The organism is Candidatus Kryptoniota bacterium (genome assembly GCA_036567965.1).
Classification (GTDB): Bacteria; Bacteroidota; Ignavibacteria; order Kryptoniales; family JAKASW01; genus JAKASW01.
On the sequence record DATCTN010000018.1, the window covers coordinates 1 to 24,305 of the forward strand.

A 24,305-nucleotide genomic window follows, 5' to 3' on the forward strand; every position below is an offset into this window, starting at 1 on the left:
TCGGGAATCCATGGTTGAGAATGGAGATAGATTCCCGCTAAGAGCACGTCCCCACGATCCGGCCGCCGATCCTGCGGTCGGACGGGAATGACAGTAAGAGAATTTGTCAATGTCACTTCACTTTGAAAGTAGCCCACTGCTAAAATCTCATGGCGGTCTGTTCCGACGGAAAGGGTAGTGCTTATCTCAAGCACGTTTTATATCTTTCAGATGAACCAAGCATGGAGTCGGAGTTGCGAATCCTCGCTCCCGCAAAAATCAATATCGGGCTTCGTGTCATCAGGAAAAGATCTGACCGGTACCACGACATCGAGACGGTCTTCTATCCAATCCATATGTCGGACGAATTGGAAATATCAAAGTCGGACAAACACGAATTTTATTCAAACGTCCCCCTTAAGGAGGATGCAAACCTGTGCCTGAGGGCTCTTCATTTCTTCTGCGAACGAACCGGCATTAATGCTGAAGTGAAGATGGTCCTGACTAAAAGAATCCCTATCGGAGGAGGACTTGGCGGAGGAAGTTCGAATGCCGCAGCGGTTCTGCTCGCACTTCAGGAATTGTACGGGAATCCACTGAGTGAAATCGAGCTTCTGGACATCTCTCCTCAGCTTGGCGCCGACGTTTCATTCTTTCTGAAGAAGATCCCGTCATATGCGACCGGTAAGGGTGAAATCATAGAACCGCTGCACTTTCACCTAAAGAGCTACATACTTACCGTCACGCCTGAGGAGTCTGTTCCCACCCCGTATGCCTATTCACTTGTAAGTCCAACAGGGGCCCTGTCCAGAACTCTGAAGGAAACCCTGATGTCGCTCGGAGACGATTACAGTCGGTTTCCAGAACTGATAACCAATGATTTTGAGGGAGCTATCTTTGATAAGTTTCCAATAATCGGAAAGCTCAAATCAGAGATGTATTCCCAGGGTGCGATCTTCGCGCTTATGTCGGGAAGCGGAAGCAGTGTCTACGGCTTCTTCGATACTCTTGCCAAAGCGCAATCGGCATCCAGATACTTTGGCCAGAAATTTTCCCTTCGGGCCTCAGATATTACCACGCCATAATTATTTACACGCCTGCCTTCAAGTCAAATCTTAATTAATTCGTCATAATCTGCGAACATAATCTTAACAATTAACGCATAATTTTATGCGTGGAATTGAGTAGTACCAAAATCAGCATGAATGGCCCGCAATTCAGGATCGCGCATCTCTCGGATACTCATGTCAGCCCGGAATACAATAGACGGAACATACTGAAGCTAAAGAACATACTCTCGTATGTGGTTGACGGGGGGTATGATCATGTGGTGATCACGGGAGACATCACTGGACACGGCGAGGATAGAGATTATAAATCGGTAAGACGTCTCCTGAAATTCTTCGGGTTACTTGACTACGATAGACTCAGCGTCACTATTGGGAATCACGATATTTTCGGAGGGGTCCACAGAGCAGAAGACCTTCTCTCATTCGGAAATCATTGCAGGATGACCGATTATGACGCAAAGGTGTCCCTCTTCGAGCGTACCTTCATGGAGACTTTTCCAAAGAAAGCTGTCAGCAACGAATCCCTTTTCCCTTTCGTGAAATTTGTCGGACCGGTCGCGCTCATCGGAATGAATTCGATCAGCAGGTTTCATCCCATTTTGAACCCATTCGGTTCGAACGGAATCGTGTCTGATTCACAACTTGAATCGGTTGAAAACATATTATCGCACCCATCGGTATCGGGATTCAAGAAACTGATAATGATCCACCACCACTTCAACAAGTACGAACCTCACACCGAATCGATCGCTGCGAGAATGTACAGCGCGTTCGAGTCGAGGACGCTTAAGCTTCATGGCAAAAAGATAGTCGCGGCCTCATTCATCGAGAACGGCGTGGAGGTAGTCCTACACGGCCACACTCACATAGAAGGGATTTACACCGAGTCCGGTATGACATTCTCGAGCACGGCACTGAACACAATAGAGTCGAAATCAGACGCTGAGGCTGGCGCTGGAGACACACGTCAGAGATTCAATGAGATTTCAGTCATGGAAGACGGATCGGTAGAAGTGACGAAGCACCGCATACCGGCGCATTCTAAAGGAAGTTCCTCCCGCGCGCTGGATAGAAAATTCTGCTGAGCATCTCTTAGAAATGTATCGCCAGTCGGACCTCGGTCTGATAACCGAGTCCATCCGGCAAAGGTGAGAGCCCGACAGTCGGCTCAATAATTCTTTTATTATTGTGCGCCCACAGAGCCGCTTCAATAGCGGAGACAAAATGGTTCGCGATCACCACGTTCACAGCTGTGAGTGCCACCGCATAGAGGTTGTTCGCCTTTCCGCGCTGTCCCATATAGTAACCGCTGTTCGGGGTATCACTACGCAGGGAGTCGTACGAGGTAATGGCAAGGTTCTCATCATACCACCCTTCCCGGAATTGTGGGTATTTGCCGATGAGTTCGTAGTATTGCTGTTCGCCATGAGCGGGGAGCATGTGTGAGAAATAGCCACCAAGTGCCGCTTCAACTTTGTTAAGCGCAACCCAGTTGACCTCGTCCCATGGCGCAGGTCCGCCGCTGCTGGGTAATATTAGAGATATATAATTATTCACGGTGGTGGGATCAGTGACAGGCGCATACTGGCCGCCCGCTATGGGAATCCCTTTGTCCTCGAAGCTCTTGTAGTTCTGTTGGATCCATTGCGCGTAACGCGCAACACTATAGTGCCCGTCGGCGTACTTGTCCGCCGCACTGCCGTCTGCGTAGTTTTGGAAAAAGTTGGTCTGGTTGTTCCCTTTCTGATTCCATACCGCGTTCACCATCCACCCTGCAACTTCGACGGCGAAGAATCCTGCCGCCTTCCAGTAGTTGCCATTATACAGTTGACCCGCACCTGGAATAACCAGAGAGAAGAATCCAGCTTTCAGGGCAGATCTGGTTTCGACGCGCGAGATTGAATCCTCGTGACTGGAATCGCCTTTCGAAACGAACAAGTCATGCGACAACACTCCCGTCAATCGAGACTGTGATGAATTCCCGTCCCCGAGAAAGACGACACTCTGTACATGGCTTGCCTTCGACTGTGCCGCTGCAGTTGCACTTAGTGCGATCAACGTAAGGAAAATCTTTTTCATAGCCGTCTCCCGAAATCTACGATGTCGAAGGAGAATGTCAATCCAAAATAGAATCTCCATTCCTTGCCGTACGTAACGCTTGTCGAATAATCCCGGAGCTGTGTAGTGAACCTATCGAGGCCATAAGTTGCGTCGAAGAAAATCGCCGTTGGAAAACTATAAAATGAAAATCCGCTCATTCTCAGCTCCGACCCCACGTCCTTCTTAAATCTCGTCCCGATAGGATTGCCGTTCCAGCAATTTCCCACATCACCGTACGCTGAAAGATACACGTCGCTCAAGTAGAACTGGAGAATCTGTTTGTCCACGTCTCTGAAAAGCGGATACCTGTAAGTAGCGTTCAGCGTCAGGAGCTTGTTGCCTCCGAGCGCATAGAACGGATAGCCTCTCATCCCGACCAACCCACCGGCGTAAAAGTCAAAGAAGTTGTTGATCTCCGGACCAAACGTGTAGCCGAAATGGACCTTTACCGCTATCGCGTCGTCGTCCCTGAGGAGCGGCATAGCGGCGTAATTCATGAGTTCCACCTGGACGAAATTGTAAGGAACGTATATCGGAATAATCAGATTGGTATTACCTTCGAAGTTGCCGTTGTTCAGCCTGTCAAGTGCGGCTGAGAGTCTCAATCGCGTGCGGATTCCCAGCGGATTGATCCACGAGTTTCTTGCGGGTGTTATTCCGTCAAAATCAAATTGTGCGTAAAATGTCCTTCCAAGAAAATAAGTGTACCCGATTGCAGGAGTGTAGCCCAGGCCGCTAGGGAGAAGAAATCCTGAAATTGTAGCGCTATACATGTCGAAAGTGAAACCGAGTGCGAGGTTGAGGGATGGCGTTATGATGGGTCCGCCGAAGGCGGCATCGACCTCAATCAGATCGTAAGTCACCGGAACCTGCACTGTGTCCAGACCAAGGCCAATCGAGCCGTGTGCCTGGCGCGAGATGTTGTACGCTGATAGTGTGAACCGCGGAAAGATTCCGAGCGCGGACAACCCGGGTATGACGTCGTTGTAATTCAGCTGGAGGAAAAGGTCGCGTTCGAGAAGTTCGTTGATTGTCGCCCCGCCGAATATATCGTACTTGCCGACGACATCCGTGGAATTAAAATATACTCCCGCCTTAATTTCGTCGAGAAAACTCGTATGCTGATTGTAATTGTCGAACAGGAGAACCGGGTAAAAAGACATGCTAGTCGTAGTGCTTCGGTATGGCTCTGACGGAAATTCCGGGACCGCGATATCGTTATGGCGCATCGGCGTAGCAATGGAATCGTGGTCAGCCGGCGAGCCGGAAAACGGCGGATCAATCCGGACGTGATACGACGGCGGGATAAGGATAGGTCGGGCATTCTCTATCGAAGCTAATTTGTAACCGTTCCACTGATACGAAGAAAAGACCAGGTCCCCTTTCTGCGAGATGCTAGGCATGAATGCACCGCCGAGTACATTTGTCAGCGCGACCACCGAGTCGCTATGAAGATTCTCCTTATAGACATTGAATATCCCGCTGCGGTCTGAGGAGAAGACGATGCTGCTGTCATTGTCGGCAAACGAAGCGTCGCGAGAATCTTCACCTGATGGGGTAACGAATCCTATGGTGCTGTCGCGGAAGCTGTAAATGCCAATCCTTCTCGATGAGTCAATCGAGTAATCAAACACGATCCTCGATCCGTCCTCTGACCACCGGGTGGAATAGATTTGTTGTCCGCTCACAAAACTGGATAGTCTTCTTATGTTGGTTGCGCGATTGTTCTTCAGATCTATGTCGGCACAGTACAGGTTCATCGTGCCATCCGTCCCCCCTATCGGAATGCCCGTCAACATTTGCACACCGCAACAAAACAGATTCAGAGACGGATCGCTCGAGGCTACGAATGACACCCTCCTGCTGTTGCCGGAGAGCGACGAATACTGAGCCCTCAACCCGTTCGTTAGCCTGACCTCTTTCTCATTTCGGATGTCATATGAGTAAAGATCGTACAGATCATTCCAGTGATCGTTATGTCTCGTCTCCTTCGAGTAAACGATGTAATTGCCGTCTTCCGACCACGAGAGTTCTCCGGCTACGTTTGTGGCAAGTTCTTTCTCTGAGCTGTCGACAGGGTTGTAGATATATATTGAGGATGTCCCGAAGTAGTCGCTCTTCTTGTTCGAACAATAGGCGATTAGGCTGTCGTCCGGAGAGAATACCGGATAGAGATTTGCAAACCCTGTATTTCTAATTATCTTCCCCTCATGCAGTCTCTGCCTGATTGCTGCGACGCTGTCTTCATAATTTTCCTTGAGGAACTGCTGCCATTCAGCATAGACCAGATTCCCTGACATTCCTAGTACGTTCTGGAAAGCATGATCGATGGTGACGGCAGCGGGAGACGTCATGGCATCTGACAATTTCCTGAGTACGCCTGCACCATACTTGCCGGCGAGATATCGGACGAATGCGAATCCGGAATTGTAAGTCGATTCATTGCCAAGGCTTGTTTTGCCGAACCCACCCATCTCCTCCAACGTCAGTGTCCTGTCGTTCAACACGTACATCCGCAGGATCATATCGCGGTGAGTATCCCACGTGTCGTGCTGAAAATTCAGGGCGGGCACATTGTACTGGGCGACCCCTTCAGCGAACCAGGCAGGAATTACAATCCCGCTGAGCGGGTAACTGACGACAACGTTCGGATAGCCGTAGAGTACGTCTGGTCTCCGCTCTGCTTCGTATCCAAGCCACTGTAAATAAATTGCGGGAATCCTTCGGCCGAACTTCATCGCGGTCTGCATCTGGACGTCGTGGGTAAATTCATGTGTAATGACATTGCGCAACCAGTTGTGAGTACCGCGCAAAGCGAAATCCAGATTCGATGCCCATATGTTGATCTTGTTGTCGAAAAAATATGTTTCGCCGTTGGAGTAATCGTCTGTATTCCACAGGACGAAAGAGACTTTCTGTGTCGGCTGGTATTGATAAAGAGAGGTGACCGGGCCGTACATTTCCTCGGCAATCTTCGCAACAAGCTCAGCTGTTCGCTCCTCACCTTGGTGATAGTCTACGAGGAAATGGGAGGTCTCGATCGTTTGCCAGGTGAGTTCCGGATGGATATAATCGTCCTGTGCCGTGGCGATCAAAGGAAGGCTGAAAACCAAGCCCGCGAGACATATCCCGGTTTTAGAACTTGAGAGAAATCTCACTTCACCACGGCAATCTTAATGATCTTCACGTCTCTCTCCGATGAAGAGACGGCCTCGACCCTTGCAAAATAGATCCCGCTCTGTACCCCGCTTGCATTCCAGTCTATCTCATTCGCGACACCACCCGTTCCGCTCAGCTGGTAGTTCGCAACTTTGTCGCCAGCAAACGTGTAAATGGTCACCGACACTTGAGCGTTGTCTCGGAGATAAAAATGAATCTTTGTCACGTTATTCGTAACGGGGTTCGGCCAGTTGTACACTTGCGATGCGGGCATAAGGGTTTGGGACGGCGGCGGCTGAACGCTTTGAAGCGGGGCGGTCACAGAATTCGCATGCGACTCATCGTGGTACAGATTTCCCCAAACGATTTGGCTTGCCGAATTCCCCTTGAAGGTCCAACAATATAAATATCCATCGAGGCCGATAGCAGCCAGATAGAGGTTTCCGCTGTCATAAGCAACAGCCGGACTACCGGCCAATCCAGCACCGATCGACAAAGGAAATCCCGGGAAGAGCTGGCCAGTTGCTCCCGTGAATGCGTACAACGTTCCACCCTTAGTGCCGAAGATCATTTCCGGCTTTCCATCTCCATCCAAATCCGCGACAACAATCGAACCAACGATATGGTTTGCATCGGAAGACAGCACCTCGCTCCCTACCGTCGTCAGCGGAAAATATTTGAGGACTGCGCCGCTGTAAGAAATCGCGAAGAGTTTTGTTTGAGTCGCAAAAATTACGTCACGATTCCCGTCACCGTCAAGATCCGCGACAACAGGCCCTGACACGATCGTATCGCCGGGAAAACAGTTGAAGGTAATTGCAGAGTCGCCCTGAAGGCTCGCGAGACTTATCGACTGAGTTGAGACATCGATAACCCGGGGAGTCCTGCCGGAAGCGAGGCTCGCGTAGGAGACTGCAATGTGCGACAGCATCGGCCTGCCGAAAGGCGGTATTGGAACAGCAACGGAGTTTGAGTTCACAAGACTGCTGAAATCGATGACTCGATACCCGAAGACCAGAGTGTTCACGATGAAACTGCCGGTGTCAATCGACGCATATTGAGGAAGGGTAATTGTTGCCGCGGCAATTGAAGCGCTTGAGTTGTTATAGTTCGCCGGGAAAGTCAAGCTGAAATATCCGAGGTAATGACCGGTTAAGTCGAATATTGTCCAAGCACCGGGGAAATGCGGGGAGAAACTCAGAATTCTGTTGCCCGTTCTGAGGAGGGGCGCGCTGGACAGATAATTCTGCTGCGGGACTCTAGTCGAAAATAGAGTGTCGGCAGTGCCGTCATGATTATTGTCCGCGTCCGAAAAGCCATAAAGCGTGGAATCGTCCATCGAACAAAGAGGATTCGAGCTGGCGTTGTCGGAAAGAGCCGCCGGCTGATATCGGCCTCCCACTTTCGAGAATAGCCCCGACGAATCAAAACCCGCAGAAGTTCCATCCATGTTAAACGCGAAAAGCGAGTCGCCATTGTTCGCGATCACCTGCAGTCTACCGTCAGAACTTATCCGAGCGAACAGTGGCGAAGAGTTTGGAGTAGCTGAGTGAATATTTCGTGGAAAGCCTGAGGTCGGCTGAATATCGACATCTCCCACCTGGACATCAACAGTCATCAGGCTATCGGCAGAACTGAAATTCGTAATATAGACATGCGAGTTTGCGCCTGTGTAGCTGTCCGATGTCGGATACGATGTCGGAGTAAAGCGGTTCGCGTAATTCGGAATCGGATTTCCCTTGAACCAGAAATCGTAAGCAGATCCGTCGTAGTAGTATGATCCGAATATTGTCTGGATATATCTGCCGATCTCGTTCGCGCCGTGTGCCTCCATCAACGCGACACCTCTGTGTTCAGGATCGGCATTAACGGTATTCGAATCGATTTTCTGATCGATCACATTCTGGTCTATGTGCCAGATTAGAATTCCGCCGTAGTATTTGGTGCCCTTTACAATGTCCGAAGGAAGCGCCCAATCGTATTCATCGGCGTCGGTAACGACACCATCTATTCCTTTTACCTGAGTGCCGTCAAAATAAGTTGTGTCGTCCGTGAAATTGAGATTCGAAGTATTTTCATTGTATGAGATCTTCAAGTTTTCACCGTCGTGCAGCGCATCTCGCTCGCGGTTCTCGACGAGAAAGTATTCGCTTCCGCTTATGGGGACCTTAAGAACGGAGTACTGTCCCGTCGCCCGTGCGCGCAGCTGGTAAGTCGTTGCCGTTGGAGGAGAGACCACCAGAGGCTCGGTCCATCCAAGAAACTCTTTCTCCCACGCCGACGGTTCGGGCGGAAAGATCCCACCATACGCGAATATCGACTGGCCGTCCATGAGTCCGAATCTTCCGATCCCAGTGACGCCGGTTTGAGTATCGAAGAGGTCAGGAAGTCCGAGGAAACTGCCGAAGCTCGCCGCGAGGAGCCCGTTGGAGCCGAGCTTAAGATCGATCATGATGTTTCCGGATCCATCGTAAATCTGATAGGACTCACTCTCGGGCATGATGATGGAATTGTCGATGAAGAAATTTCCGTTGTCTACCGATTGTCCGCGGTAAGTCGATCCGAAAATATTCTGAAGACCTGCCGGACTCAAATAAAGCGAGGGTAAATCGAAAGGTCGTGGATCATATCCGAGTTGGGATGTGAAGTCGATATCCCGGCCGGAACCGGCGTGAAAGATCACGAAGCTCTGGTACCGGCTGAAATCAAAATTCCCATAAATTGAGTCTGCCGCATGCCACGCATCCTCAAAGAGAAGTCCAAGATTGCTCTGTGACGAGGAGCTTTTGGGGGGCGAATAATATTTCATCTGGTGAGGAAGAGTAATGACAGAGTCGAGAACGAAGTAATTGACGTTCAGTCTTCCGCCGGAGACTTTCTGAAAATAGTTTTTCAGAAAAAGAAGGTGGTTTGAGAAATAATTCTTGTCATGAGGAGGAGCATCAAGGCCGTTTCCTGGCAGGCTGACGAATTCTCCGTTTCCGCTCGTGAGGCTGTCCTGGTCGGTTTGAAACTCGACCATGACAGCAAGAACGTTGACCGTGCCCTGTGCGGCGGGCACCGGATGGCGTGTGAACGATGCTGCCGCCAGTGGATGATCGAGAAACGGTTTTATCGGCCCTTCGTGACCGTACAGCGTCTGAACATTTGCGATCGCCGCGACGGAGACTAAGACCGCGAATCCTTTGAGTCTAAAACCCAGTGTCTCCGCCCCAGTTCAGAGATAAAGAAAATCTCAATTGGTTGGACAACGGATTATTCTGGTCGAAGGTCGATATGTAACTGAAATCAAATCCGTAAATATCGTACCTGATGCCCGCACCGAAGGTAAGGAAGTTTCTTCCTCCAAAATTAGGATTCTCCTTGTAGTATCCCATTCGCAAAGCGATCAATCGCGGACTGCCGTACCAGTATTCGGCTCCGGCACTTATTATTATTCGTTTCAGCCCGCTGCCGTCGCTCCAGGTTGTAATCAGAGATTTCGGCAAAGGGTCGACAGTGTTGGTGTACACCGTGGATGTGTCGCCCGAAGTCGGATCGATGGCAATCGATGAATCGGTCAAGACACGGACCATGGTACGACTGAGATCCAGCAGGAGATAGAAATTATTGTATTCGGTTTTCAGCAGATGGAGAGAGATGCCCAACCTGAGGTTGGTGGGGAGAGGATCCGCTTGTGCCTGATCAATGTAATACAGTTTCGGTCCGAGATTGCTCAGGGCTATTCCCAGTCCCAGGCGGTTGTCGAAATTTCCCAGGAGCGGTAGATCGAGCGTCTGGGGACGGTACAGCAAACCGATGTCGAAGCTGACATCCGAGGCAATACCTTTTCCGGCTTCTTGCTCTGTGCCGAATGGCGCGAGTTCGCTTCTGATGTACCTGAAGTTTGCGCCCAGTCCGAGACCGTCGGAGATCTGCGCGGAGTAGCCCACTGTGACGGCAAATTCAAAAGCATGCCACGTTCCTACTATTGTCGGACCGTCCGAGTAAGTTCTATTGAACTCCCCGAGATTGAAATACGTGATGCTTGCGGACAAATCTCCGTCCCAGTCGGGGAGGTAATGTCGGAAGCTGAGGAAATCGTAGCTGAGATCTGAGCTGAACTCGGGCAGCCATGGTGCATGAGTCAGGCTTATCTCGTCCCCTTTCAGAAATGCCAGTCCGCCCGGGTTCCAGAATAACGCGGAGACGTCGTCGGCCAGACCTGTGCCTGATTCACCCATGCCTCCCGCGCGCGCATTCGGAGATATCAGCAGGAAGGGAACTGCCGTCTCGCCCTGGGCGAAAGCACCTGAACTCAGCGACAAAACAAATCCCGCCGCGAACAGTGCTAAAAGCGTTGATTTCATATAATGTCACTCCTGATTTGTAAGCTTATTATAAATAGTTAGACTAATAACTTCTACACTCATCAGCGTACAACAGCCATCTTTCCGAGCGCTTCGCTTGTGTACGCACCATCAACAGTGGAGACGACCACTTTATAAAAGTACACACCGTTCGCAAGACGGTCGCCATCTTCATCGAGACCGTTCCAGTCGATCTTCACGAAGTCGTCCGTTATCCCGTAAGACCTTATGGTCTTGATCAGACGACCGCTCAGCGTGTAGACTTTTATAGTAACGTCGACCGGCGATCCTGCTCCGCCTGCGGATGACCTCTTGAAAGTGAACGAAGTCCCCGCACGGAACGGATCGGGATAATTGTACAGATCCAGAATAGAGAGTTTCTCCGAGGACTGGATGTTGAATTCGGCACTGGCCTGTGCTTCGTTGTCAAATACATCGAATGCTTTTACGTTCACGGAGTGCTGGCCGAATGGCAGAGACATTGTTACAGGGAAAGACACCGTTCCGTCCTGATATGAATTTAGATTTCCGATGTAGTATGACGAGAGGTCCACCGACTGCTGATTGTCAAAGATCGCCTGCAAGGTATGCCCTACTCCGACATCGGAGAGGTTTATCCCGTTCGAAGAGTGGAGATCGACAAGGAGAGTGGGGTTTTCTGAAACGACGTCGCCATCTCTGAAATTTCTGGAGTCAAGGTAAACGCTAATTTGAGGAGGGATCCCATTGTTCACGACATTTGTTGCTGTTCCACCGACGATTAAGTTTCTTGAATAACCCGAACCATCTGATCCGCCTGCCTGGAAATAAATTTCGAGCTTGCCGCTTTCGTTACTGTAAGATATGTCGGACGGGACAACTGCCCTCGCCTCGAAGGTTCCGTTCTGGATAGAGACATTCCCGCGGAAAAGAATCGAGCCCTGGAAACTATACGTCTCTCCCCACTCTGAGATATACTCGGGTTTGTCAGAGTCATACAACGTCACCAGTCCGGTGCCGGAGAGGTTTGACCATGGTGTCATGTCAGGATGGAATATAGTTCCTTTGATGTCGAGCTTATCGAGTGCGCGCACCTGGCTAACTTGGACTAAAGATTTTCCATTCAGGCTGTCCATCGATCCGAGAAACTTCGGCATCCCGAGCCTCACTGTAGGATCACCGATATATTGATACTTTATGTCGTTGCTGTCGTATCTCAGCTGCTTTGTCAGATACATTGCCTCACCGATTCTCGGGGCATTTCTCACCGAATCGCGCGCGAGCAAATCTGTAAACAACTGCTGGTTTAGATACGCGTTCTCGTTGGAGTAAACGACTCGCGTTGAGCTGACCACTCCGATTGCTCCACCCTGCGGCCAGGTCATGAGGAGTTCAGCTCCGCTTGGGCTTTGAGGATTGTCATCGTACGCGAAATCGCACGTCGCCGCGACAAAGAGGGAGAGTCTTGAGAAGTTGGTCAACTGTGGCACGACGACAGGCGCCTCAAGCACGTGAGTGTACGACCAGAGATTGAAAGCGCCGTGGCCGACGAAATTCAGTATCAATGTCCCCTGGTTGACTTGATTGATAATGTCCGCTGTTGCGTCGGGCTTCCGCCTTCCCTGCGTGGAAATAACTGTCGGATAAAGTGCAAGGTAGATTTTTCTCTTGTCGAATTCGGGCGGCGTGTAATTCTGGGCGAGAAGGTCAGCGTTATCCGTATGCACCGGTTCAATAGGTGCACCTCCTGTGGTTATGCCGTCGTCGCCGATGTAAGTGATGAGGCTCCTCCAGCTTCCGAAATCCGGCTTGGATTCATACTCTATTATTTTACTCACCATCGCGTCGGCGTCATCGCTGCTCTTTGCGGGAAGTCTTCCGACCGCCATCGAGATGGGAGCATACATCAGCGGCGCAGCAAACTGGACGAAATAATCGTCTGTGCTGTAGCTCCCGACCTGGTAAAGAGATTCATCGGATTCATACGGCGGGATGAACTCCGGTGTCGCCGAGACCCTGCTCTTGTAGTCGTAGCTCCCTCCGCCAAACAGGATAACGTATGAAGGAGTCAACTGGTCGTTCTTGTATTGATACTCCAGAAAATCACGAATGGCAGTAGGGTCAGGAATGCCGCAGCCGAATTCGTTGTATATGGAAGTTGTTGCGACTATTAGTGTTTTGAATCCGTCGAAACTCTGTTTGAAACTGGCCAGCTGGTCGGCCTGCGAGATGAAATCGGGCGCAGTTACAATAATCAGGTCTTCTCCGGAGACATTCCCGTGAAGGTTTGAGTTATCGACGGCGGTCATCCCTCCGATCGACTGATATCCGTTATCACCGACGGCCATGAACTGGCTTGGCGCCCCGGAGTTCGCCTGTGAGCCGAACGATATCGTGCCGCCATTCGTTGAATCGGGCGCGATCAATTTCACGTTTGCGTAGTCGGAAACATCAAAAAGTTTCATGTTATTCGAAGAGAATCCGGAGACCGAGTAGTACGCAACGGCCGACGTATCGGGACCGTAGAAATCCAGAAAGTCGTTCAGAGATTGGAATTTGCGTTGGTAGAGAATCTCAAACCAATCGATCCAACCGGTGGCATCCGGCGAATCTGAGTAGTAGACGAACTTGAGTGCGCTTCTCTGCGAAGGAATGTTCCCTGTTGAAGTGTATCTATATGGCCCAAGTGAGTAAGCATAGTTGTCCTCAATGTCGGAATAGTCGACCGTCGAACCGTAAATGGTGCCGAGTTTGAATCCCGTCGAATTCTCAAACACGTCAAAATGATTTGAGTTGTCGCTCCTCGTAACGACCCTCACGTGGTATGTTACGCTCCTGGTAGAGTCAAGTCCGTAGAGCCTGTTCACGTAAAGCGCGACGTTCGAGTTTGGAAAACTCTGAGAAGGCGGCTGAAGCTCCTGACCGTACCACTCTTTTCCTGAACCGATAATATTATACAGCTCGCTGTCGGCGGCAATTCCACATGTAAAAGTCAATGGGGTGTAGTAAGAAGTCGAATGTACGCTTTGAACGGTTGTCATTCTTTTTCCGGCTGCCCCGCCGAAAGTGAGAAAATAAAAATTCGTTTCGGTGTAAGGGTTTAAGTAATGCGAATAAGTTTCATTTCCAGGATTGTAACTCCACTCTCGAGGTGATTTGCCGTAAAACAAGATAAAATCTTCCTGATCAAATTTGTCGTTACCATTCGCATCGTAAACATAGATCGCGTTCTCTACAAGATCGGTCGGTCTTGCAGTAGTCGGATCTTCTGGAAGAACCGAGCCGCCGTTATTGAAAAGTCGTATTGTACTGAGCTGAATCTTGTCCACCGCGATCCCGGCATTTTTCAGGTTTAAATAACTGATCTTATAGATTCCGCTTCGGGACACGCCGAACTTGTACCATGTTCCCTGCGACAAAACACTTGACGCAACTACCTTCATAAGGCCCGATGGAGCGCTCATCACTGCACTCTTTACCTGGCTGTAGTTAACAAGCGATTCCCCCAGGAGGAGATCGGGTCCTACCGATTGGTTTCTTACACTCATGCCGACGGAGACAACCTGGACAACAATCCTCTGCAGAATGTGATAAGTACCGGCTGTGCTGTCGTACATAAACGGATATACTTTGATCCTGGAGACGAGATGGTTTCGCTGTTCATAAGGCAAATCGTATGACAGAAACTGCGAGATTTCAGTGGCCTTGACGCCGCCGGGAATTCTCGGACTTCGAACCGGAGGCATCATTACTAAAGTCCTGTAGTCGGTCTGAAGAACCTGTACCTGTATCCGCCGCGAGAAAACTCCGACGAGAACGGGTACGAATTGCCTGAGGTAGTCGCCTCTCATATTAAATTCCGGCCCGGCTCCTTTGAACATCAGATTCAGTGCCTGCGTGTTCCCCGTCCTGATTGTGTCCGCCCCTATTGAATCAGGGACCACTTCAATTGTGGTTGAGGTCGCGCTCTCCGAAACAACACGAACTTGTTGTCCGTATGCCGGGAGCACGATTATCGCCAGGAGTAAGCTTATGATACTGCGCTTCATCTTCACTCATCAAAAATAAAAAAGCCGAATGCCGTGCAAACTTTCTGCACATCATTCGGCAGAAAAGTTCGTCAAAGGTCTAGACCAGCATCGATTTTAAACCTTTAACGAACCTTCGCTAACACTTCCTTTTTAAAAAATATAGCAGGAATGGACATGGCTGTCAAGGAAGGAGAAGTGAATTTCCTGCACATCCCATCGGCTGTGACAGGTGTCTCATGTGAAAATGAAGGCTGGGAGTAACTCACGGCGGACTCAAAGCTTCACTTTTCCCACAATAATGTCTCTGAACATTGCCCAATCCCCCATAAGGCTGTAGATCGGGTATTTAAAGGTTGCGGGCTTGTTCTTTTCGAAATAGAAATGCCCGATCCACGCGAACCCGTATCCCGAGACAGGCATCGCAACAAACCAAAGGACTTGGCCTGTCGCAAGGAACATCGACAGCGACACCAGGACGAAGGAGCTTCCGATGAAATGCATTCTCCTGCACCAAAGGGTACTGTGCTCTGAGAGATAGAACGGATAGAACCCGCTGAAACTCTCGAACCTATCGGTCATGATCGCTCGCGTTAGTTTTCACGGCATGCTTAAAGCTAAAGGAGTTCTGTATTGTGATCACTCGAATCTGGAGTGGCGTCCCCAAGGGGATTTGAACCCCTGTTACCGCCGTGAAAGGGCGATGTCCTAGGCCACTAGACGATGGGGACAAGAGATTCGCCCTTAAGTCCCGAAGCGAATCACGAAGGGAATCTTCGCTCATAATTTAGAATTCGAGGTATGAATTTGCAAGTTCAACGCTCCACGTCGCTCCCTAGCGTTTGAGATGCTTGTCGAGGAATGCGAAAATATTTTTCCATGCGAGCTTTGTCTGTGTCTCGTTGTATGCGGTTGTATTGTTTGGATTCATGAATGCGTGGTTGACTCCCGGGTAAACATGGAAATCGATTTTCTTTCCTTCCGCTTTCATCTCTTCGGCAAATGCTTTCCCTTTTGCGGGAGTGTAAGTCTGATCCATCTCGGCAAAATTACACAGGACAGGACACTGGATCTTGTCCACGACATCTTTATCTGCTTCGACGTTCCCGTAATCTATGATACACACGGCAAGTTTGGGAAGTTCGACTGCAGCATTGAAAGAGTAAGAGCCCCCCATGCACCATCCGATCGCGCCGATCTTATCAGGGTTCACGCTTTCAGATCCGGCGAGGTAGTCGAATGCGGCCTGGAGATCCTGTGTGCCGCGCTCCTTCGGGACGGACATCATGAGCTTGTAAGCGTCCTGAGCGGTCGCGCTTATTCCTCCGCGGTAAAGATCGATCGCCAACGCGACGTACCCGCGACTTGCGAATTCTCTTGCATCTTCTTTAATCCAGTCAGTCAATCCCCACCACTCATGGATGACGATGAGAGCCGGATGTTTTCCTGCGTCAGCCGGTTCCGCCAGATATGCCGTCAGTGTGTCCTGACCGCTCGGGTAGCGTACCATCATCGTCTTAATGCCGACCGCACCAGCGTACGAAACGAACAGAAACAGCATCGCCGCTGCTATGAAGATCCTCCTCATTTGCTCCTCCTTCATTTTGGTGATTTACGTCAGATTCAACTCCCTGGCGAGAACGGACATGGAAGGATTAAGAAAGATCCTCCCGTCCGAATCGAACGTCGGGATGACCCTTCTTCCTCCACTCACTTCCATGACGAATGCCTCGGCTTCTTTGTCGGTGTCGATATTGAATTCCTCATACTCCACATTGTGAAGCTCAAGGAATGTTTTGGCGACTTTGCAGTCCGGACACCATGATGTCGTATAAACCTTCAACTTTCCGGATGGCCCGCTCATCGCTGACACCCGTTACCGGATAAATGCATCCGAAGGTCGTTCTCAATTACGTTCGAGTACACGGGAAATCCTGTCGACCAGCATCGACTTCGGAACTGCGCCGACGACCTGATCCGCGACACTTCCATTGTTGAAGATGAGAAGAGTGGGGATGCTCATTATTCCGAATGCGCCTGCCACTTCCTGGTTCGAGTCGACATCGAGCTTCGCAACCTTAATTTTTCCATCATACTCCTTCGCGAGCTCTTCAACAATCGGCGCGATCATTTTGCACGGCGCGCACCAGGATGCCCAGAAGTCCACCAATACCGGCAATTTGCTCTTGACGACTTCGCTATCGAAATTCTGAGAACTGACAACAACAGGCTTCATCCAACAATTCCTTTCCCCGAATCGCCTTCGGTGAGATTTTCAAGATAAGAGTTTAACATTTTCGCTGCCGAACAAATCGAGGAGCGCGTCGACGAGCTGCCTGTTGGGCACGACGCTGTACATATTCGACTTGAATATTTTCGGCTTCGAATCACCATTTGTAACACTAAAAAATATGGAGCAATTCCCGCGTGAATGCCCGCCCAGCATTTTTTTGAACGCGGCGAGAAGCTCACGCGAACGGTCGCTCGAGTCAATTGATACGGCGATGCTCTTGGTTAACCGGCCCGCGGCCTCATCCAGAAGACAGGCGTCGTTCACCACGATCCTCACTGAGTCGCCGTTCGATTCCGCCTTGCCCGACACAAGTATGATTGAATCAGCAAAAAGGATGCTCTGATACTTTGTAAATGAATCCGAAAAGAATATGAGCTCGCCCTTACCCGTAAAATCCTCGAGCTGCACGAACGCCATCGTGTTTCCCTTACGGTCGATTTTTCTTCTGACGTCGACAACAATTCCGGCAGCCTTCGCGGCGCCAATCCCCTCGATTGTGGTAACATCTCCGAGGCGGACATTCGTGAAGGAATTATATTCCTGCTCATACTTTAGCAGCGGATGACCCGAAATATAGACACCGAGGAGATCCTTCTCGCGGTTAAGCTTTTCGCCCTGGCTCCACTCTTCCATATTCGCGAGGGCGGGGTACGTGATAAGTCTCCTTTGTTCTCCATCAAGCAAATCGAAAAGCGACGACTGGTTGCTGAGCTTGCTGTCCTGCACAGATTGTCCGAACTGCACGACGGTGTCGAACGAATTGTAGAGCTGGGCGCGCTTGTAACCGAGCGAATCGAAAGCGCCCGATTGCACGAGACTTTCAAGCGCGCGCTTGTTAACCGCCCTCAGATCGACGCGCGTTACGAAATCGAATATCGATTCGAACCGCCCGCCCTCTTCCCGCGCCCGAATGATCTCCTGTGCTGCCCCGACACCGACATTCTTAATCGCACTGAGACCGAATCTCAATTTCCCGTCCTTGACTGTAAACGTCGAGAAACTCTCGTTCACATCGGGTCCCTGGACGGTTATGTCCTGCTTGCGGCATTCGTCGAGAAGAAGCGCCATCTTGTTTAAGTCGCCGATATCACTTGTCAGAGTTGCCGCCAGGAACTCGGCGGTATAGTAAGTTTTGAGATAACCAGTCTGGTAGGCAAGAACCGAGTAGGCAACAGCGTGGGACTTGTTGAATCCGTACGAGGCGAATTTGTTTATTAGATCAAATATTTCGCCGGCGAGTTTTTTGTCGACAGAATTTTTCGCCGCGCCTTCGACAAAGAGCTTCTTCTGTTCGGCCATCAGCTCTTTGTCTTTCTTCCCCATCGCGCGTCTCATGACATCCGCCTGCGCGAGGGTGAATCCGGCAATTTCGCTCGCGATCTGCATCACCTGTTCCTGGTAGACCATCACACCGTATGTCGGACGCAAAATGCGCTCCATCTTCGGGTGCAGGTACTCGATCGGCTTCCTCCCGACTTTTCTGTCGAGGAAATCATCTATCATGTCCATCGGGCCGGGGCGGTATAGCGCATTCATGGCGACCAGGTCGTCGATGATTGTCGGCTTCAGTTTCTTCAGGTACTCCTGCATCTTCGCGCTTTCAAACTGGAACACGGCGACTGTCTGGCCCGCGGCAAAAAGCTCGTACACTTTCGGATCGTCGTACGGAATCTTGTCGAGGTCGATTTCCTTGCCGTGATTGCGCTTGATCAGGTCGAGCGCATTTTCAATCACGGTGAGGGTCCGGAGTCCGAGGAAATCCATCTTGAGCAGACCGATTTCTTCGAGACTCTTGTACTCGTATTGTGTTATGACTTCCGTCGACGGTGTTTTGTAAAGAGGAACAAATTCGGTAATGCTGTCAGGAGCTATGACGACTCCAGCGGCGTGCGTACCGACATTCCTGTTTGTCCCTTCGAGAACCAGCGAGTATTCGACCAGCTGTTTGATTTTCGGATCGTTGCTTTCCTTTACCCAGCGAAGTTCCGGAATTGTGTCTATTGCCTCGCGGAGCGGAGTGACGCGGCCGAGTATCACGGGTATTTGTTTCGTTATCGAATCAACCGTCGAAAGAGGTATTCCAAGCACGCGACCGACATCTTTGATGACAGCCCTGGCCGAGAGCGTACCGAACGTCACTATCTGGCAGACCGACTCAGCGCCATATTTTTCCCTGACGTAATTGATAACCTGGTCTCGTTTGTTATCGGCAAAATCTACGTCGATATCGGGCATTGATACTCTTTCCGGATTGAGGAATCTCTCAAAGAGCAAACCGTACTTGAGCGGATCGACGCTAGTGATTCCCAGTGCGTACGAGACAATGCTCCCCGCCGCGCTGCCTCTTCCAGGTCCGACCCTGACTCCTTTTTCTCTTGCGCTGTTTATGAAATCCTGAACGACGAGAAAATATCCGGCAAACCCCATCCGCTTTATGATCCCGACCTCGTGGTCGAATCTCTTCTTAATTTCAGGCGTTATTGTTTCGTACCGTTTCTCCAGACCTCTCAGCGCCAATCTTTCGAAGTACTCTTCGGGACTCGACACGCCGGCGTTTTCGGGAATCGGGAACCGGGGCATTAGATTTTTCTTCAATTCGAGTTTGAGGTCGCACTTCTCGGCGATTTCCAGTGTGGTTTCGATTGCGGCCGGCCCGAAAGAATAATCTTTAAATGCTCGCTCCATCTCGTCGGCGCTCTTGAAATAAAATTCCGGAACCTTGTAGCGAAGTTCTGTCGGATCCTTCGAGCCGTTGCTTGCCTGAGAGACGTTCAGGAGAATATTGTGAGGGATTGCGTGCTCCTTGTCGAGATAGTGTCCGTCATTCACCGCGACCAGTTTGGCTCCGACTTCTGCAGCTATCTTCGGCATTCCTTCCAGGACGACCTTCTCCTCATCAAGACCGTGACTGTGAACTTCCAGATAAAAGTCGTCCCCGAAGAGTTCCTTGTAGATACGTGCAGCCTTCAGCGCAGTGTCGAAATCGCCGTTGACGAGAGGTTCGGAGACGGGTCCGCTGAGACATCCACTGAGCGCTATAAGACCTTCGTGATACTCTTTCAAAAGTTCGAAGTCAATTCTCGGTTTGTAGTAATAACCTTCAAGATGGGCGAGCGAAACGAGCTTTACCAGGTTCTTATATCCGGAATAATTCTTCGCAAGTACTGTGAGATGGTTATAACCGTTCTTCTCAATCCGCTTGCCTTTAGCCACGTACATCTCACAGCCGATAATGGGTTTTATCCCCGCCTTCTTCGCGTGCGTGTATAATTCAACCGCTCCGAAAAGGACCCCGTGATCGGTCAACGCGAGCGCGGGCATTTTGAATTCCACCGCACGTCCGATCATATCGTCGATCTGCGAAGCGCCGTCAAGCAGACTGTAGTGAGAATGATTATGAAGATGTACAAATTGCGGCATTCTTAATTCACCTTCACGGGATAAAGATCGAATTCGGTTACCGAGTAGTTGTCGAAAAGAGCCCTGTAATACAACTCGACCCTGTCGAACGGGCTGTAGATTTCGACCGAATGCCATCCGGCCGCCACCGAAACCCATGGTGGCACGTAATCGACTACCTGCCCGTCAAACTTGAGCTGAGGTCGCGAGGTGCAGCCGTTGCATGTCAACGAGAGCGAAGGAAGGAATGGATACGCCGTGCTCTTCTGGGTTTGGGCGCCGAAGAACGCGCGGCCATCAATGACAAGCTGATTGTTGGCTACCTCGACGCTCAACTTGTCCTCGCCCGAAAGATATACGGGGACACCACGGACCCACATGTCGGCGCCGATGAAGTCGGCATAATACCATCCCGGCGAAATGCCGTCCGCCAGCAACTGTGTCACACCGGGATGTATCGAAATCCTGTCCGACCCGCTCAAATCAAAATCCAGATATATTTGTGAATTCAAATGAATGACCGTTTTGTTTGTGTCGCCGGTTCCAAGCTCAAAATTCCCGGCAACTTTCGAGAAACGCACTGTCACAGCCGGCTGCAACAGCGCGCACGAAGAAATTCCAACCGCAAGGAATGCCGGCGCGAACTTAATTACCATAGCTCAACCTGTTCCCGCAAGAATATCAGGAACTAGATGATATTAAGCGCCAGAAGTTTCGGTTCAGTCATCTCATCGATTGCGTATCGCACGCCCTCGCGACCGAAACCGGATTCCTTGATGCCTCCATAAGGCATGTTGTCGATTCTGTAAGTCGGATAATCATTTATTACCACACCACCAACTTGAGTTTCATCGAATGCTTTGAAAATTTTTCTCGCGTCGTTTGTGAACACTCCCGACTGCAGCCCGAATTTCGTGTCGTTCACTTTTTTTATTGCCTCGTCGAAGTCCGAATACTTTTCAAGAATTGCAACCGGTGCAAACGCTTCCTCGCAATAAATCTGGGCATTTGTCGGGACTTTTTCAATTACCGTGGGTTGAATAAAATTTCCGTCTCTTCTTCCGCCGATCAGTATAGTAGCGCCGGCACTTTTCGCTTCGTCAATCCACTTGGCCGCGCGATCAGCTTCCATCGCATTGATCATCGGACCTACCACCGTGTCATCGTCCAGAGGATTTCCTGTTTTCACCTTTGCGGTCTCTTCGAGGAATGCGTCACGGAATTTTTCATACACGGATTCATGAACGTAAATCCGTTGGACAGAGATGCACACCTGTCCTGCGTTTGCGAACGATCCGGCCACAAGCCGCTTCACAGCAAACTCGAAATTCGCGTCAGGCTCGACTATTACCGCGGCATTTCCGCCGAGTTCCAGTATCACTTTCTTCTTGGGTGCTTTCGATTTCAAGTACCAACCGACGCGCGGACTTCCAGTAAAGCTCAGCATCTTCAGGCGAACGTCTGCAGCGAGTTTCTCCGCAACCTGGTTATCGCACGAAATGACATTCAGAGCCCCGTCAGGAACTCCTGCGTCTGAAATAATTTCGGCAAGGAGGACCGAAGTAATCGGCGTTTGAGGAGGAGATTTATGGACGACGCTGTTTCCGGCCGCCAGAGCCGGAGCGATCTTGTGGGCGACAAGGTTTAGAGGAAAATTGAACGGAGTAATGCTCGCGATTGGTCCGATCGGATAACGCCTGACAATTCCCCACCTTTTCTCCGAACCGATCGCGAGATCGAGAGGAACGACTTCCCCTGGAATACGTTTCGCCTCTTCAGACGCCACGGAGAACGTCATCATAGCCCTTTCCACTTCGCCGCGGGTGTACTGGATGGGTTTGCCCGATTCAAGCGTCATGGTACGCGCTATTTCTTCTTTTCGATCGCGCAAACGGACCACAACTCTTTGCAGGATCTCAGCTCGTTTGTAAGAGGGAAGCTTCCGGGTCACCTCGAAGGCCTTCTCGGCAGATCCGATCGCAAGATCGACCTCGGATTCGCCTGCCTGACAGACATCGCCAACAACTGTACCATCAAACGGGTTGATCACCGGCGCGCTTTCCTTCGTCTCTATCCATTTCCCGCCGATGTAAAGCTTGTACTTCATCTCGCCCAGCAAAAATTATGAAGATCCTCCGGAACGGCTCCGTGATGAGAAGCCCGTCCGTGAGTTGAAAAAATTAACCGCGCAGGAATGTCTGAACTTCGTCCAATACCTGAGATCTCGACACGATCTTCCGGTCGCCGCCTTTCCTGTATTTCAATTCGATATTGCCCTGCTTAAGATTTCGTTCACCCACGATTAGCTGAACGGGTATCCCGAGAAGATCGGCATCCTTGAACTTAAAACCGGGACTTACGCCTTCACGATCGTCATACAGAACGTCGACTCCCGATTTATTCAATTCATCAAAGAGCTCTTCGGACGCATTCACAACATCCTTGTTGTCCATGTTCACAGCTATCATATGTACGCCGAACGGTGAAATACATTTGTCCCATATGATGCCGTTCTCATCGTGGTTTTGTTCGATATGGCACGCGATTATTCGTTCCACACCGATGCCGTAACTTCCCATAACGATCGGTTTCTCGCTCCCGGATTCATCCAAATAATTGGCGTGAAGTGAATCGGAATATTTCGTGCCGAGCTTGAAGATGTGTCCAATCTCAATAGCATTTACGATGCGGAGCTCATGACCGCAATTCGCGCAAGGCTCTCCAGCCTCGATTGTCCTGAGATCGTAGTATCCCTCGATCTTCACGTCACGTTTGAAATCGATATGTTCGATATGATAGTCATCTTTGTTGGCGCCGCTAATCAGTTCATTGGCATCCTGAAGCCGTTTGTCCGCAATTACCCGGAATCTTTTTCCGGATGAAGACTTCTCGTCGAGACCGATTGGGCCGATGGAACCTGCGTTGGCTCCTGTGAATCGTTGAAGTTCCGCGGGATCCATTGCAGAGGCGGCTTTGCCGAGCGCTGTAAGGAGCTTGGCTTCGTTCAGTTGATCGTTTCCCGACATCAGGATGAGCACCGGTGTGTCGTCCACCTTGTACACAAGCGATTTCGCAAGCCGCTCAGTAGAAGTCTTCATGAATTCCGCAAGCTGGTCTATGGTCTTGATGTTCGGAGTATGAATCTCTTTCGGCGTTTCAGCTCCGTCTATCCTTCCGAGAGGCTTGACGGCGCTGGATGCGACCTCGAGATTCGCAGCATAGCCGCACTTGTCGCACAGCGCGCAGGTATCTTCGCCGTCAGGCGACTCGACCATGAATTCCTGCGAGCCCGTGCCTCCCATCGCGCCGCTCGACGCACCGACAATGAAAAATTTCAATCCGCTCCTCGTGTATATCTTTTTATAGGCTTCCCTGTGAAGATTATACCCCGTATCAAGATCTTCGAAACTCCTGTCGAAGGTGTATGAATCCTTCATGAAAAACTGTCGGCCTCTGATGACTCCGGACCTCGGACGCGGCTCGTTCCTGAACTTCGTCTGAATCTGATACCAGATTTGCGGCAGGTCCCTGTACGACTTTATGTTGTCGCGCGCGATAGTCGTGAACACTTCTTCGTGAGTCGGAGCAAGCACCAGCGGACGGTTCTTCACATGAAAAAGAGTATCGCCGAACGCCTCAACTCGTCCGGTTTCTTCCCATATTTCAATCGGATTAAGAGCAGGCAGCTGAAATTCCTGTCCACCGATTGCGTCCATTTCTTCCCGGATGATCTGCATGACCTTTTTCATGACCCGCCATCCCAGCGGCAGCCACGAGTATATTCCAGCCCCCAACGGTCTGATCAAGCCCGCCCTCATCATGAGACGGTGGCTCGCCATAGTTGCATCGGCCGGATTCTCTTTAAGTGTAGGTAGGAAGTAGGTGCTCAGTCTCATTCAGTTCTCAGTCTTCAGTCTTCAGTTTTCAGTTTTCAGATTTTAGATTTGAG

15 protein-coding genes and 1 tRNA gene are annotated in these 24,305 nt (G+C 50.5%); 2 read left to right on the forward strand and 14 right to left on the reverse strand.

The window, feature by feature from the left end:
* The first annotated feature begins 233 nt into the window (after positions 1 to 233).
* On the forward strand, positions 234 to 1,064 hold the full coding sequence (ispE, locus tag VIS48_07150) for a 4-(cytidine 5'-diphospho)-2-C-methyl-D-erythritol kinase (GenBank protein HEY9165922.1): 831 nt from the start codon (positions 234 to 236) through the stop codon (positions 1,062 to 1,064).
* Positions 1,065 to 1,159: 95 nt separating this feature from the next.
* Positions 1,160 to 2,134: a metallophosphoesterase gene (locus tag VIS48_07155; GenBank protein ID HEY9165923.1), complete on the forward strand. Its 975-nt coding sequence runs from the start codon at positions 1,160 to 1,162 to the stop codon at positions 2,132 to 2,134.
* 7 nt (positions 2,135 to 2,141) lie between these two features.
* Here VIS48_07155 and VIS48_07160 read toward each other — a convergent pair whose 3' ends face one another.
* The 14 genes from VIS48_07160 to VIS48_07225 all read right to left on the reverse strand — a co-directional run bounded on the left by VIS48_07160 (position 2,142) and on the right by VIS48_07225 (position 24,252).
* A complete protein-coding gene (locus VIS48_07160) occupies positions 2,142 to 3,128 on the reverse strand; it encodes a DUF5683 domain-containing protein (protein ID HEY9165924.1) in 987 nt (328 codons plus the stop codon).
* The gene (locus VIS48_07165; GenBank protein HEY9165925.1) at positions 3,125 to 6,307 is read right to left on the reverse strand and encodes a biopolymer transporter Tol; all 3,183 of its coding nucleotides are present in this window, start codon (positions 6,305 to 6,307) and stop codon (positions 3,125 to 3,127) included. Before VIS48_07165 ends, VIS48_07160 begins: the two co-directional genes overlap by 4 nt.
* A complete protein-coding gene (locus VIS48_07170; GenBank protein HEY9165926.1) occupies positions 6,304 to 9,369 on the reverse strand; it encodes a T9SS type A sorting domain-containing protein in 3,066 nt (1,021 codons plus the stop codon). Before VIS48_07170 ends, VIS48_07165 begins: the two co-directional genes overlap by 4 nt.
* A 130-nt stretch (positions 9,370 to 9,499) precedes the next feature.
* A complete protein-coding gene (porV, locus tag VIS48_07175) occupies positions 9,500 to 10,657 on the reverse strand; it encodes a type IX secretion system outer membrane channel protein PorV (protein ID HEY9165927.1) in 1,158 nt (385 codons plus the stop codon).
* Between the two features lie 62 nt (positions 10,658 to 10,719).
* A complete protein-coding gene (porU, locus tag VIS48_07180; protein ID HEY9165928.1) occupies positions 10,720 to 14,685 on the reverse strand; it encodes a type IX secretion system sortase PorU in 3,966 nt (1,321 codons plus the stop codon).
* 255 nt (positions 14,686 to 14,940) lie between these two features.
* Positions 14,941 to 15,246 carry an Mpo1-like protein gene (locus tag VIS48_07185; GenBank protein HEY9165929.1) on the reverse strand — a complete coding sequence of 102 codons (306 nt, stop codon included), beginning with the start codon at positions 15,244 to 15,246 and terminating at the stop codon, positions 14,941 to 14,943.
* 73 nt (positions 15,247 to 15,319) lie between these two features.
* A tRNA-Glu gene (locus tag VIS48_07190) sits at positions 15,320 to 15,395 on the reverse strand.
* Positions 15,396 to 15,499: 104 nt separating this feature from the next.
* Entirely contained in the window at positions 15,500 to 16,252 is a 753-nt protein-coding gene (locus VIS48_07195) for a dienelactone hydrolase family protein (protein ID HEY9165930.1), read from the reverse strand.
* 24 nt (positions 16,253 to 16,276) lie between these two features.
* The gene (locus VIS48_07200; protein ID HEY9165931.1) at positions 16,277 to 16,528 is read right to left on the reverse strand and encodes a glutaredoxin domain-containing protein; all 252 of its coding nucleotides are present in this window, start codon (positions 16,526 to 16,528) and stop codon (positions 16,277 to 16,279) included.
* A 42-nt stretch (positions 16,529 to 16,570) separates the two neighbouring features.
* Positions 16,571 to 16,900 (reverse strand): thioredoxin, encoded by a 330-nt coding sequence (gene trxA, locus VIS48_07205; protein HEY9165932.1) that lies wholly within the window; start codon positions 16,898 to 16,900, stop codon positions 16,571 to 16,573.
* 39 nt (positions 16,901 to 16,939) lie between these two features.
* A complete protein-coding gene (gene dnaE, locus VIS48_07210) occupies positions 16,940 to 20,377 on the reverse strand; it encodes a DNA polymerase III subunit alpha (protein HEY9165933.1) in 3,438 nt (1,145 codons plus the stop codon).
* A 2-nt stretch (positions 20,378 to 20,379) separates the two neighbouring features.
* Complete coding sequence (locus VIS48_07215; GenBank protein HEY9165934.1) at positions 20,380 to 21,012, reverse strand: hypothetical protein; 633 nt, start codon at positions 21,010 to 21,012, stop codon at positions 20,380 to 20,382.
* 32 nt (positions 21,013 to 21,044) lie between these two features.
* Positions 21,045 to 22,463, reverse strand: coding sequence for an aldehyde dehydrogenase family protein (locus tag VIS48_07220; protein HEY9165935.1), 1,419 nt, complete (start codon positions 22,461 to 22,463; stop codon positions 21,045 to 21,047).
* A gap of 73 nt (positions 22,464 to 22,536) precedes the next feature.
* Positions 22,537 to 24,252: a proline--tRNA ligase gene (locus tag VIS48_07225; GenBank protein HEY9165936.1), complete on the reverse strand. Its 1,716-nt coding sequence runs from the start codon at positions 24,250 to 24,252 to the stop codon at positions 22,537 to 22,539.
* Positions 24,253 to 24,305: the final 53 nt, after the last annotated feature.

What these genes read in the sequence shown, in the direction of transcription:
- VIS48_07160 (HEY9165924.1), bottom strand. Translation starts at nt 3,128, where the DNA reads ATGAAAAAGATTTTCCTTACGTTGATCGCACTAAGTGCAACTGCAGCG.
- porV (HEY9165927.1), bottom strand. Translation starts at nt 10,657, where the DNA reads ATGAAATCAACGCTTTTAGCACTGTTCGCGGCGGGATTTGTTTTGTCG.
- porU (HEY9165928.1), bottom strand. Translation starts at nt 14,685, where the DNA reads ATGAAGCGCAGTATCATAAGCTTACTCCTGGCGATAATCGTGCTCCCG.
- VIS48_07185 (HEY9165929.1), bottom strand. Translation starts at nt 15,246, where the DNA reads ATGACCGATAGGTTCGAGAGTTTCAGCGGGTTCTATCCGTTCTATCTC.
- VIS48_07195 (HEY9165930.1), bottom strand. Translation starts at nt 16,252, where the DNA reads ATGAGGAGGATCTTCATAGCAGCGGCGATGCTGTTTCTGTTCGTTTCG.
- VIS48_07200 (HEY9165931.1), bottom strand. Translation starts at nt 16,528, where the DNA reads ATGAGCGGGCCATCCGGAAAGTTGAAGGTTTATACGACATCATGGTGT.
- trxA (HEY9165932.1), bottom strand. Translation starts at nt 16,900, where the DNA reads ATGAAGCCTGTTGTTGTCAGTTCTCAGAATTTCGATAGCGAAGTCGTC.
- dnaE (HEY9165933.1), bottom strand. Translation starts at nt 20,377, where the DNA reads ATGCCGCAATTTGTACATCTTCATAATCATTCTCACTACAGTCTGCTT.
- VIS48_07215 (HEY9165934.1), bottom strand. Translation starts at nt 21,012, where the DNA reads ATGGTAATTAAGTTCGCGCCGGCATTCCTTGCGGTTGGAATTTCTTCG.
- VIS48_07220 (HEY9165935.1), bottom strand. Translation starts at nt 22,463, where the DNA reads ATGAAGTACAAGCTTTACATCGGCGGGAAATGGATAGAGACGAAGGAA.
- VIS48_07225 (HEY9165936.1), bottom strand. Translation starts at nt 24,252, where the DNA reads ATGAGACTGAGCACCTACTTCCTACCTACACTTAAAGAGAATCCGGCC.